This is a genomic window from Pseudomonas sp. EMN2 (genome assembly GCF_009650555.1).
Taxonomy (GTDB): Bacteria; Pseudomonadota; Gammaproteobacteria; order Pseudomonadales; family Pseudomonadaceae; genus Aquipseudomonas; species Aquipseudomonas sichuanensis.
The window spans coordinates 205,772-217,084 of record NZ_VZZR01000034.1 but is presented as its reverse complement, the minus strand read 5'-3'; the positions used below and the strand labels follow the sequence as shown (position 1 = coordinate 217,084).

The window sequence follows — 11,313 nt, the reverse complement described above, 5'->3', positions numbered from 1 at the left end:
GACCTGCCGATCAGTGTTGGTTTCGGCATTCGCACGCCGGAGCAGGCTGCGGCCATCGCCCGCCTGGCCGATGGCGTGGTGGTGGGGTCGGCGCTGGTCGACAAGATCGCCCAGGCCAAGGATGCCGACCAGGCGGTGAATGACGTGCTGAGCCTGTGCTCGGCGCTGGCTGAAGGGGTGCGCGCGGCACGCGCCTGATTCGCGGTGTAGATGCATTTGTGGGAGCGGGCTTGCCCCGCGATGACGATGGTGGACTCACCGCCGCAATCGCGGGGCAAGCCCGCTCCCACCCAATTACTGTCAGTCGTTGAAAATGGAAAGGTCCAACGGCCTGATCGCCCCCATCCAGATCGCATGATCGCGGTGATCCGCCAGCTCATCCCCGGTTTCCGGGTGCAGGAACACCACCAGCCCCTTGCGATACAGCGCCAGCCACGGCAGCACCACCCCCACCATTTCCGGCCCAAAGGCCAGCTGGCAGCTCCAGTCCGGATGCGGCCCGACCGGCTTCTGGTGCATGCGCCCCATGGTCACGCCAAACAACCGCGTCGCCTCTTCGCACAGCTCACGGGCCTGCTCCATGGTCGATGCGTCGTAGTACACGTGGGCGTGATAACCCTTGATCCTTTGCACGATGGCTCCTGATTGCACTGAAAGCATGCGTCGAAGTCTACGCCATCCCTGTGGGAGCGGCTTCAGCCGCGAAGCAGGCAACGCGGTAGATGGCACCGGCTGCGCCGGTGTTCGCGGCTGAAGCCGCTCCTACAAATTGCGCGACAGGTCAGGCTAACCACGCTCCTGCTCCAGCCAATCCACAAACCTCTCGATCAACGCCCCACGCCGCTTGCGCGGCGGCAGCACCACGTAATACCCCCGCTTCGAACACAAACTCCCTTCCAACGGCCGGCACAACAGCCCTTGCTCCACCAGCCCATCAACCAGGTGCGCCCACCCAATCGCCACCCCCTGCCCGGCAATCGCCGCCTGAATCAACAGGGTGTAATTGTCGAACCGCAACTGCCCGGCCGGTGGCGGGCTGTCCACGCCAAACCCACGAAACACCCCCGCCCAATCAAACCAGCGACTGGCCTGCTCACCCCGCAAATGGAGCAGGGGCAATCGTTGCAAAGCCACGGCTGACAAGGGCTTGCCATGAATCAGCCGAGGGCTGCACACCGGGAAAACTTCCTCATCGAACAGCCAGCGGCTCTCGCCCTGATGAAAGCGCCCGTCGCCGAACAGCACCGCCACATCGATGTCCGGGCGCAGCATCCCCTGGCTGCGCTCGCCGGTCACCAGGCTCACGTCCACCTGTGGATAAGCCTCATGAAAACGCTGCAAGCGCGGCATCAGCCAGAACGCCGCAAAGGCGAAGTCGGTAGCCACCTGCAGCACCTCGCGCTGGCCGCGCCCGCTGGCTTGGGCAACGCCATCGTCCATCGCCTGCAAGCCCTGGTGCACCTGCTCGAACAACAGCAAACCTGCCTCGGTCAGCTCGATGCCCCGGTAGATCCGGTCGAACAAGCGCGTGCCCAGCTGCGCCTCCAGGCGCTTCATCTGCTGGCTTACCGCCGGCTGGGTAGTGCCCAGTTCCACGGCGGCAGCGGTGAAGCTGCGCAGGCGGGCGGCGGCCTCGAACACGCGCAGGGTGTCGAGAGGCAGATCGGCAAGGTGCTCAAACATAAGCTAGGCTAATCCCAGTCATTGCCCGGCATGGGCTTTACCCCTGTTATCCACAGCCGCATGCTGGATTGCAAGTGGTACCCATAACCCTCGACGATGGAAGGCCCCCATGAAGCGACCCAACATCCTGTTCATCATGGCCGATCAGATGGCCGCACCCTTGCTGCCGATCTACAACCCGTCGCCGATCAAGATGCCCCACCTGGCCCGCCTCGCCGAGCAGGCCGTGGTGTTCGACAGTGCCTACTGCAACAGCCCGCTGTGTGCGCCGTCGCGCTTCACCCTGGTCAGCGGCCAGTTGCCCAGCCGCATCGGCGCCTACGACAACGCCGCCGACTTCCCCGCCGACATACCCACCTACGCCCACTACCTGCGCCGCCTCGGCTACCGCACCGCGCTGTCGGGCAAGATGCACTTCTGTGGCCCGGACCAGTTGCACGGCTATGAACAGCGGCTGACCAGCGACATCTACCCGGCCGACTACGGCTGGGCGGTGAACTGGGACGCCCCCGACCAGCGCCCGAGCTGGTACCACAACATGTCTTCGGTGCTGCAAGCCGGGCCCTGCGTGCGCACCAACCAGCTGGATTTCGACGAAGAAGTGGTGTTCAAGGCGCGCCAGTACCTCTACGACCATGTGCGCGAGGATGACGGCCGGCCGTTCTGCCTGACCGTCTCCATGACCCACCCCCACGACCCGTACACCATCCCCAGGCACTACTGGGATCTGTACAAGGATGTGGATATCCCACTGCCGCAGGACGAAATTGCCCAGGCCGAGCAGGACCCGCACTCGCAACGCCTGCTCAAGGTCTACGACCTGTGGAACAAGCCGCTGCCCGTGGACAAGGTCCGCGACGCCCGCCGCGCCTACTTCGGCGCCTGCAGCTACATCGACGACAACATCGGCAAGCTGCTGCAGACCCTCGAGGACTGTGGCCTGGCCGACGACACCCTGATCGTGTTTTCGGGCGACCACGGCGACATGCTTGGCGAGCGTGGGCTCTGGTACAAGATGCACTGGTTCGAGATGTCGGCGCGGGTGCCGCTGCTGATCCATGCCCCCAGGCAGTTCGCCGCCCGCCGCGTCAGCGCCAGCGTATCCACCTGCGACCTGCTGCCAACCCTGGTGGAACTGGCCGGCGGCGCTGTGGATAACCAGTTGCACCTGGACGGCCGCTCGCTGCTCGGCCATCTGCAAGGGCAGGGCGGGCATGACGAGGTGATCGGCGAATACATGGCCGAAGGCACGGTCGGCCCGCTGATGATGATCCGCCGTGGCGCCTACAAGTTCGTGTACAGCGAAGACGACCCATGGCTACTCTACGACCTGAGCCGCGACCCGCACGAGCGGGAGAACCTCACCGGCAGCCCGGACCACCAGGCGCTGCTGCAGGCATTTGTCGATGAAGCCAGGCAACGCTGGGACATCCCCGCGCTGCGCCAGCAGGTGGTGGCCAGCCAGCGCCGCCGCCGCCTGGTGGCCGAGGCGCTGGCCATCGGCACGCTGAAAAGCTGGGACCACCAACCGCTGGTGGACGCCAGCCAACAGTACATGCGCAACCACATCGATCTCGACGACCTCGAGCGCAAGGCACGTTACCCACAGCCCGCACCCCTGGATTGAGAAGAGAGGCCGCCATGCAGAAGTTCTCCACCGCCGTGCTCGCCCTGGCCCTGAGCCTGGGCACGGCCCACGCCGCCGACAGCGACGCGCAATGCAGCACCGTGAAGCTGGCCGACCCCGGCTGGAGCGATATCGCCAGCACCAACGCCCTGGCCCGGCTGCTGCTGGAAAGCCTGGGTTACCAGGTGAAGATCGACAGCCTGGCCGTGCCGATCATCTACGGCGGCCTCAAGGATGGCCGGGTGGATGCCTTCCTCGGCAACTGGATGCCGGCGCAGCAGGGCTTTCACGACAAGTTCATCGCCAATGGCGATGTGCAGCAACTGGCGAAGAACCTGGAAGGCACCGAATTCACCCTGGCGGTGCCCGACTACGTATGGAACGCGGGCGTGAAGGACTTCGCCGACCTGCAACAGCATGCCGAGCAGTTCGACAAGAAGCTCTACGGTATTGGATCGGGCGCGCCGGCGAACCTGTCGCTGAAAGAGATCATCGACAAGAACGAGTTCGACCTGGGGCAGTGGAAACTGGTCGAATCCAGCGAGCAGGCAATGCTGGCGCAGGTCGACCGGGCGGTGAAGAAGCAGCAGTTCATCACCTTCCTGGGCTGGACCCCGCACCCGATGAACGTGAAGCTGAAAATGCATTACCTCACGGGTGGGGAGAAATGGTTCGGCAGCAAGGGCGATGTTTACACCCTGACCCGCAAGGGTTATCCACAAGCCTGCCCGAATGCGGCGAAGCTGCTGGGCAACCTGAAGTTCTCGCTGGAGATGGAGAACAGCATCATGGCTGAGGTTGTGGATAAGAAAGTGAGCTTCGATGAAGCGGCCAAGGCTTGGGTGAAGACCCATCCAGAGCTGTTGGATGCCTGGCTCGCAGGAGTGACTACCAAAGCGGGCGCCGATGCCCGTAAAGCCTTAGAGGCGAAACTGTAACGTGGGAGCGGCGGTTCGCCGCTGCGACTTGCCCCGCGATGGCATCAGTGAACCCACCATCGCATCGCGGGGCAAGCCCGCTCCCACGCTTACCGAGGACCTTGGATAACCATGCCCAGCCTTACCCACCTGCTGCCCTTCCTCACCTGGCTGCCCCGCCAATCTGGCCGCAGCCTGCGCCAGGACCTGCTGGTGGGCCTGAGCGGCGCCATCCTCGCCCTGCCGCAATCCATCGCCTACGCCCTGATCGCCGGCCTGCCCGCCGAATACGGCCTGTATGCGGCCATCGTCCCGGTACTGATCGCCTGCCTGTGGGGCTCGTCCTGGCACCTGATCTGCGGCCCCACCGCCGCCATTTCCATCGTTCTCTATGCCAGCATCAGCCCGCTGGCCGTGGCCGGCAGCGCCGACTATGTGACCCTGGTACTGCTGCTGACCTTCCTCGGCGGCCTCTTCCAGTTGCTGCTGGGGCTTTTGCGCTTCGGTGCGCTGGTCAATTTCGTCTCTCACTCGGTGGTACTGGGCTTCACCCTCGGCGCCGCCATCGTCATCGCCCTTGGCCAACTGCCGAACCTGCTGGGGATGGACCTGCCGAGCCAGGCCACCGCGTTTAAGACCGTGCAGGACCTGGCCGGGCACATGGGCGAAGTGGATGTGCCCTCGCTGGCGCTGGGCCTGGCCACGCTGGTGATTGGCATTGCCCTGAAACTGTGGCGCCCGCGCTGGCCAAGCCTGTTGATAAGCCTGCTGCTGGTCAGCCTGGTGGCCTGGCTGCTGCCAGGCTACTTCGCCCACGTACCCAGGGTAGCTGCGTTCACCGGGCAGCTCCCGCCCTTCAGCCCGCTGCCTCTGCTGGATGTGGAACTGATGCTGCGCCTGCTGCCCAGCGCCGTGGCGGTGGGCATGCTGGGGCTGGTCACCAGCCTGTCGATTGCCCGCTCGTTGTCGGCACGTTCGGAGCAACTGATCGACCCAGACCAGGAAATCCGTGCACAAGGCCTGTCGAACATCGCAGGCGCGTTTTTCTCCGGTTACCTGTCCGCCGGTTCCTTCACTCGCTCGGGCCTCAGTTACGACGCAGGTGCGCGTTCGCCGCTGGCCGGGGTGTTTTCGGCGTTGTGGGTGGCGCTGTTCGCCGTGACCGGCGCCGGGCTGATCGCCCATCTGCCTATCCCGGCGATGGCGGGGAGCATCCTGCTGATCTGCTGGGGGCTGGTGGACCATCGCGGCATTCGCGCGCTGTTCCGGGTCAGCCGCTCGGAGTTCCTGGTGATGGCGCTGACGGCGGCTGCGACGCTGCTGCTGGAGCTGCAGACGGCGATCTATGCCGGGGTGCTGGCGTCGTTGTTCTTCTACCTCAAGCGCACGTCGCGGCCGCGAGTGCAGCAGAGCCGGGAAGGGGAGGCGGACATCCTGCGGGTGGGCGGGTCGATCTTCTTCGGCGCGGCGCACTACCTGCAGGTGCGCCTGCAGCGCTGCCAGGGGCCGCATGTGGTGATCGATGCGCGGCAGGTCAACTTCATCGATTATTCGGGTGTGGATATGTTGCACCGCGAGGCGCGGCGGTTGATGCGCAATGGCGGGAGCCTGACGTTGCAGCGGGCGAGGCCGCAGGTGATTGATGAGCTACAGAAGCTGGAAGGGGCTCAGGATTGTCCGATCAGGTTCGAAGAGTAATCGCGGGGCAAGTCGCAGCGGCGAACCGCCGCTCCCACGCCAGGATACGGTAATGGCGTGGGAGCGGCGGTTCGCCGCTGCGACTTGCCCCGCGATTGGGTAGCAGGCTCAGCCGCGAGCCAACTGCCTGCGCAGCTCATCCAGCACCGGCCCGGTCTCAGGCCGAACCCCTCGCCAGATAAAGAACGCCTCGGCCGCCTGCTCCGCCAGCATCCCCAACCCATCCAGCACCTTCGCCGCACCCAGCTTGCTCGCCCACTGGCAGAACGGCGTCGGCTCCTTGCCATACATCATGTCGTAGCAAACGGTACGCCCCGCCTCGACCAGGCTCTCGGCAATCGGCGGCAGCTCGCCAGCCAGGCTCGCCGAAGTGGCGTTGATGATCACGTCCACCGGCTCCTGCAACCAGGCAAAACCGCTGGCCACCACCGGCCCCAGCTCATCGAACTCACGGGCCAGTTGCTCGGCCTTCTCCACCGTGCGGTTGGCGATCACCAGCGACTGCGGCTTGTGCGCCAGGATCGGCTCCAGCACACCCCGAACAGCACCGCCGGCGCCAAGGATAAGGATGCGCTTGCCGGCCAGCTCGACCCCGGCGTTGACGGTGAGGTCACGCACCAGCCCGGCGCCGTCGGTGTTGTCGCCTTGCAAGGTACCGTCAGCCAGCTTGCTCAGCGTGTTCACCGCGCCGGCACGCTTGGCGCGTGGGGTGAGGCTGTCGCACAGGCGGTAGGCCTCTTCCTTGAACGGCACGGTGACGTTGGCGCCGCTGCCTTGCTTGAAGAAGCCACGGGCGCAGTCACTGAACTCGTCCAGCGGCGCCAGCAGGGTGGCGTACTCCAGGTCCTCGCCGGTCTGGTCGGCGAACAGGCGGTGGATCAACGGCGACTTGCTGTGGCCGATGGGGTTACCGAAAACGACGTACTGGTCCATGGCTGATCCTTGGTTGTCCACAGGCTTACTGGGCGAGCCAGTCGCGGTCTTGCAGGAAGTACTCGGTCAGGCGCGCTTCTTCGCTGCCCGGCTGCGCTTTCCAGTCGTAGCCCCAGCGCACTTGCGGCGGCAGCGACATCAGGATCGACTCGGTACGGCCACCGGACTGCAGGCCGAACAGGGTGCCACGGTCGTAGACCAGGTTGAACTCGACGTAGCGGCCACGGCGGTATTCCTGGAATTCGCGCTGGGCGGGGGTGTACGGCGTGTCCTTGCGGCGCTGGACGATCGGCAGGTAAGCCTCGACATAGGCGTCGCCGATGGCGCGGATGAAGGCGAAGCAGGTGTCGAAGTCCCACTCGTTCAGGTCATCGAAGAACAGCCCGCCAATGCCGCGCGGCTCGCCACGGTGCTTGAGGTGGAAGTAGCGGTCGCACCAGGCCTTGTAGCGCGGGTACACGTCGGCGCCGAACGGCGCGCAGGCCTGCTCGGCCACGCGGTGCCAGTGCACGCAGTCTTCTTCATTGCCGTAGTACGGGGTCAGGTCGAAGCCGCCGCCGAACCACCACACGGCCTCTTCGCCTTCTTTTTCGGCGATGAAGAAGCGCACGTTGGCGTGGGAAGTCGGCACATGCGGGTTGTGCGGGTGGATCACCAGCGACACGCCCAGCGCCTCGAAACCACGGCCCGCCAGCTCCGGGCGGTGGGCACTGGCCGACGGCGGCAGGCCGCTGCCGAACACGTGGGAGAAGTTGACGCCGCCTTTCTCGATCACCTTGCCGTCGCCGATCACCCGCGTGCGACCGCCGCCGCCGGCATCGCGCACCCAGGCATCCTCGACGAAGCGGGCGCCGCCGTCTTCGTTCTCGAGGGCAGTGCAGATGCGGTCTTGCAGGTCGAGCAGGTAGGCTTTCACGGCCTCGGTGCGGCTGGTCATCGGGTCACCTGGAAGGAGCGGGGAAAATTCGCCGCGTAGCATACCACCGGCAAACCCCGCGCCGCAGTTGACGGCGATCAAGCAAAGGCGTCCGATAGAAGGCCTTTGCGACCGAACGACAGGAGTGTGTGATGGCCAAGCGTATCCAGTTCAGCCAGCATGGCGGTCCGGAAGTGTTGCAGCTGGTGGAGTTCGACCCGGCCCCGCCCGGCCCGCAGCAGGTGCGCGTGCGCAACCATGCGATCGGCCTGAACTTCATCGACACCTATTTCCGTGGCGGGCTGTATGCGCCGCCGTCGCTGCCTTCCGGGCTGGGTACCGAAGCGGCAGGTGTGGTCGATGCGGTGGGCGAGGGCGTCAGCCGGATCAAGGTCGGTGACCGCGTGGCCTATGCCGGCGGCCCGCTGGGGGCCTACAGCGAGGTGCACACGCTGCCGGAGGCCAACCTGGTCAAACTGCCGGAGGCGATCAGCTTCGAGCAGGCGGCGGCGGTGATGCTCAAGGGGCTGACCACGCAGTACCTGCTCAAGCAGACCTATGCCGTGCAGCCGGGTGATTTCGTGCTGTTCCATGCTGCTGCCGGTGGTGTGGGTTCGCTGGCTTGCCAGTGGGCCAAAGCACTGGGCGCCAAGCTGATCGGTACGGTCAGCTCCGCCGAGAAGGCCGAACGGGCGAAGGCGCTCGGGGCCTGGGCGACCATCGACTACAGCCGTGAAGACGTGGCCCAGCGGGTGCTGGAACTGACCGACGGTCAGAAATGCCCGGTGGTGTATGACGGCGTGGGGGCCGATACCTGGCTGACTTCGCTGGACTGCCTGAAGCCGCGTGGGCTGATGGTGAGCTTCGGCAATGCCTCTGGCGCGGTGACCGGGGTGAACCTGGGGATCTTGTCGCAGAAGGGTTCGCTGTATGTCACCCGGCCGACGCTGGCGAGCTATGCCAACAACGCCGAGAACACCCAGGCCATGGCTGATGACCTGTTCGCGATGATTGCCAGCGGCAAGCTGGTGGTGGATATCCAGCAGCGGTATCCGTTGAGTGAGGCGGCCAAGGCGCAGAGCGAGTTGTCGGCGCGGCGGACTGTCGGGTCGACTGTTCTGCTGCCTTGAAGGCCCTATCGCGGGGTAGTTCGCCGTTGCGGCCTGCCCCGCGAATACTGGATTCACAGATACTTTCATCAAGCCACAGCTCATGCAAAACAATCGTACCGGCACGCATCTGTTCCGCTGACGAGCGCAATCGCTTCGCATTGCTATGTGAACTCAACAGATATTGAGTTTCTTGCATTTAATCTTTTCTCCCTGACAGTGCGCCCCCTGTGGGAGCGGGTTTACCCGCGAAGCAGGCGCTGCGGTGTATGGCACCGGCTTCGCCGGTGTTCGCGGGTGAACCCGCTCCCACAGGTAATGCGTGGCCCATGTGGGAGCGGGCTTGCCCCGCGATTGCGTCAGCTCAGCCGGTGGAATTCTTGGCCGGTGGCGCCGACTCGATGCCCTCAAGCATCGCCTCCACCAACCCCTCCGCCATTTCCAGCGAATGCAGGCTGGACCAGAACATCCCCCGCCCCTCGTCCCGCAGGTGGTCGAGCGCCTTGATGCCGGTGTCGTAGGCGCAGCGCAGGTAGAGCGCTACATGCACCAGGGCGTCGTGTGCTTGGACATCAGGGTTCACGGAAAAGAGGGGCGGATGGCCTGCATCGCAGCGGCCGAAGGGATGGGTGGAGGTGTTGGGGAGGGGTGGATCGGGGACAATCTTCTTAGTCATGGCAACCTCTAACAGAGTAGGGCTGACACCTCGTCCGTTACCACACGAATGGGTGGCAGCTGTACACGGGGTGGTAAACCGGGGAGGTACCAGACCCGGCAGGCTCGAGAGCCTCCCGTGCACAGCCGCCATAGACGACTCTGATACCTTCCTGTTACCGGGTTACCACACCCGATCGCCAAGTTATTCGGCGACGGTCTGGAGCCTAGAAGTAGGAGTTCCCTGTGAGAAGGTGATGGCAGCGGACGCGGATCGTAGGATATTTCTCTATTCGCAAGCTGGACAGCCTGTTCGGCAAAATCAGAAAAATCCTGAAATCAACCAGAACCTTGAATGAGGCGCTGCTCCACGCGAGAGAACGGGCCTCGCTTGACCGTGCCGACTCTGAGGCGTAGCCTTTCTCTCTGAGGTTGTGCTGGTGCGCCGGTTGAGTTTCAAGTTATCCGGGCGAGTGCATCCTTTCCCTTTGGCCGCTTAAGCGGCCATTATTTTTTGGGCTTGTTTCTATCCCCTTTAGGCACGATGGAATAGAGCTCCGCCTTGGGCTTGCGGGCCGTCAGTTCAAAAATCGCCTCATCATAGATTTCATTGCCATAGCCATCGTTTCGGCCAATCGTGCTGCGAAGAGCAGTCAGGTGCGTGGCACTCTTCAAAATCGATGTCGCAGCCAGCGCTGCCCTGATTTGCACAACCATGTCATCAATGGTGTATCCGTCTCGTATCACCCGGCTTCTGTAGGCATGACTGCCAATAAATACGATGCCCGGATCCTCAAGCAGGGGTAAACCCAACCCGGCTTTCTGTCTGTTGATCGCCTCGAACTGATCTGCGGTAAATCTGCCTATTTCCACCGCCCTGACCCGATGACTGGACGCTAGCTGCTGCAGATTCGCCCTTATCAGGTACTCGGCATTCTCGAATAGCGGCATTGCTCCGGATGCTCCCGCCGATTTGCGACGCACGGAGAGCAAGCTAGAGGCAGGGGTTCCTGAAGAGAAGTTAGTGACTTAGGACGGAGACAGTGGGAAGTTTCCCAATTGGTTGTCCTGGCAACCATTTGAGAGAAAGTCAGGAGAGTCCGGGCGTTTTTTTGGGGCCGTTTTGCGACACAAGGCCGCTCCCACAGGGGGTCGCGGTTGCCTGTAGGAGCGGCCTTGTGCCGCGAAACGAGGGCAAAGCCCTCGCCAGCGGTATCAGCCCGGGCGCACAACCTCGCCGGTCGCCAGATCCCGAATCAGGCTCGGGTTCTTCCGCCCTCCCAACGCCCCACCCAGCACCATGTCCAGCTGCTTGTGGAAATACTGCTCCACCCGCAACCGGCTCTTGGCCGCCGGGCGCCCGGCCGGGTTGCAGGAGGTGGAAATCAACGGCCCGACCAACGCGCACAGCTCACGCACCTGTGGATGATCGCTGACCCGCAGCGCCACGCTGTCATGCTGCCCGGTCACCCACTCGGGCAGCAGGTCCTGGTGCGGTACCAACCAGGTGTTCGGCCCCGGCCAGGTGGCGGCCATGCGGTCGATCCAGTCCTGGGGGAAGTCCTCGAACAGGAAGTCGAACTGGTGGATGCTGTCAGCGACCAGGATCAGGCCTTTATCCACAGGCCGCGACTTGAGCGCCAGCAGACGATACACCGCGTCTTCGTTCCACGGGTCGCAGCCCAGGCCCCAGACCGCTTCCGTTGGATAGGCGATCACCGCACCCGCCTTGATCTCACGCGCGGCTTGTTGCACACGCCAACTGCTCACCATTTG

The 11,313-nt window shown here is 64.1% G+C and carries 12 protein-coding genes; 5 read left to right on the top strand and 7 right to left on the bottom strand.

All coding sequences use genetic code 11. The features are described 5' to 3' along the window. Positions 1 to 198: tryptophan synthase subunit alpha (locus F6X61_RS12165; protein ID WP_178125807.1), on the top strand; the 198-nt coding region annotated here is incomplete at its 5' end. Positions 199 to 300: 102 nt separating this feature from the next. Here the strand turns inward: F6X61_RS12165 and F6X61_RS12160 are convergent. Then, positions 301 to 633: a DOPA 4,5-dioxygenase family protein gene (locus F6X61_RS12160; RefSeq protein WP_153786837.1), complete on the bottom strand. Its 333-nt coding sequence runs from the start codon at positions 631 to 633 to the stop codon at positions 301 to 303. A 153-nt stretch (positions 634 to 786) separates the two neighbouring features. Continuing rightward, positions 787 to 1,683, bottom strand: a complete 897-nt coding sequence (locus F6X61_RS12155) for a LysR family transcriptional regulator (protein ID WP_153786836.1) — start codon at positions 1,681 to 1,683, stop codon at positions 787 to 789. A gap of 109 nt (positions 1,684 to 1,792) precedes the next feature. Between F6X61_RS12155 and betC the strand changes: the two genes are divergently transcribed. From betC to F6X61_RS12140, 3 genes are all read left to right on the top strand, one after another. Beyond that, positions 1,793 to 3,310 (top strand): choline-sulfatase, encoded by a 1,518-nt coding sequence (gene betC / locus F6X61_RS12150; protein WP_153786835.1) that lies wholly within the window; start codon positions 1,793 to 1,795, stop codon positions 3,308 to 3,310. A gap of 14 nt (positions 3,311 to 3,324) precedes the next feature. After that, the gene (gene choX, locus F6X61_RS12145) at positions 3,325 to 4,248 is read left to right on the top strand and encodes a choline ABC transporter substrate-binding protein (RefSeq protein WP_153786834.1); all 924 of its coding nucleotides are present in this window, start codon (positions 3,325 to 3,327) and stop codon (positions 4,246 to 4,248) included. A gap of 111 nt (positions 4,249 to 4,359) precedes the next feature. Continuing rightward, complete coding sequence (locus F6X61_RS12140; RefSeq protein WP_153786833.1) at positions 4,360 to 5,925, top strand: SulP family inorganic anion transporter; 1,566 nt, start codon at positions 4,360 to 4,362, stop codon at positions 5,923 to 5,925. A 108-nt stretch (positions 5,926 to 6,033) separates the two neighbouring features. Here the strand turns inward: F6X61_RS12140 and aroE are convergent, their stop codons facing one another. Both aroE and hemF read right to left on the bottom strand, forming a co-directional pair. After that, on the bottom strand, positions 6,034 to 6,858 hold the full coding sequence (gene aroE, locus F6X61_RS12135; RefSeq protein WP_153786832.1) for a shikimate dehydrogenase: 825 nt from the start codon (positions 6,856 to 6,858) through the stop codon (positions 6,034 to 6,036). Between the two features lie 25 nt (positions 6,859 to 6,883). Then, complete coding sequence (hemF, locus tag F6X61_RS12130; protein WP_153786831.1) at positions 6,884 to 7,795, bottom strand: oxygen-dependent coproporphyrinogen oxidase; 912 nt, start codon at positions 7,793 to 7,795, stop codon at positions 6,884 to 6,886. A 131-nt stretch (positions 7,796 to 7,926) separates the two neighbouring features. Between hemF and F6X61_RS12125 the strand changes: the two genes are divergently transcribed. Next, complete coding sequence (locus tag F6X61_RS12125; RefSeq protein ID WP_153786830.1) at positions 7,927 to 8,904, top strand: NADPH:quinone reductase; 978 nt, start codon at positions 7,927 to 7,929, stop codon at positions 8,902 to 8,904. Between the two features lie 343 nt (positions 8,905 to 9,247). Here the strand turns inward: F6X61_RS12125 and F6X61_RS12120 are convergent, their stop codons facing one another. The 3 genes from F6X61_RS12120 to F6X61_RS12110 form a co-directional block, all read right to left on the bottom strand. Beyond that, positions 9,248 to 9,559 (bottom strand): DUF3077 domain-containing protein, encoded by a 312-nt coding sequence (locus tag F6X61_RS12120; protein ID WP_153786829.1) that lies wholly within the window; start codon positions 9,557 to 9,559, stop codon positions 9,248 to 9,250. 485 nt (positions 9,560 to 10,044) lie between these two features. Continuing rightward, positions 10,045 to 10,488 carry a hypothetical protein gene (locus F6X61_RS12115; protein WP_153786828.1) on the bottom strand — a complete coding sequence of 148 codons (444 nt, stop codon included), beginning with the start codon at positions 10,486 to 10,488 and terminating at the stop codon, positions 10,045 to 10,047. Positions 10,489 to 10,752: 264 nt separating this feature from the next. Continuing rightward, a complete protein-coding gene (locus tag F6X61_RS12110) occupies positions 10,753 to 11,310 on the bottom strand; it encodes an L-threonylcarbamoyladenylate synthase (RefSeq protein ID WP_153786827.1) in 558 nt (185 codons plus the stop codon). Positions 11,311 to 11,313 lie beyond the last annotated feature (3 nt).

Coding starts and splice junctions, on each gene's coding strand:
- F6X61_RS12110 (WP_153786827.1), bottom strand. CDS start 11,310: ATGGTGAGCAGTTGGCGTGTGCAACAAGCCGCGCGTGAGATCAAGGCG.
- F6X61_RS12115 (WP_153786828.1), bottom strand. CDS start 10,488: ATGCCGCTATTCGAGAATGCCGAGTACCTGATAAGGGCGAATCTGCAG.
- betC (WP_153786835.1), top strand. CDS start 1,793: ATGAAGCGACCCAACATCCTGTTCATCATGGCCGATCAGATGGCCGCA.
- F6X61_RS12120 (WP_153786829.1), bottom strand. CDS start 9,559: ATGACTAAGAAGATTGTCCCCGATCCACCCCTCCCCAACACCTCCACC.
- F6X61_RS12155 (WP_153786836.1), bottom strand. CDS start 1,683: ATGTTTGAGCACCTTGCCGATCTGCCTCTCGACACCCTGCGCGTGTTC.
- choX (WP_153786834.1), top strand. CDS start 3,325: ATGCAGAAGTTCTCCACCGCCGTGCTCGCCCTGGCCCTGAGCCTGGGC.
- F6X61_RS12140 (WP_153786833.1), top strand. CDS start 4,360: ATGCCCAGCCTTACCCACCTGCTGCCCTTCCTCACCTGGCTGCCCCGC.
- aroE (WP_153786832.1), bottom strand. CDS start 6,858: ATGGACCAGTACGTCGTTTTCGGTAACCCCATCGGCCACAGCAAGTCG.
- hemF (WP_153786831.1), bottom strand. CDS start 7,795: ATGACCAGCCGCACCGAGGCCGTGAAAGCCTACCTGCTCGACCTGCAA.
- F6X61_RS12125 (WP_153786830.1), top strand. CDS start 7,927: ATGGCCAAGCGTATCCAGTTCAGCCAGCATGGCGGTCCGGAAGTGTTG.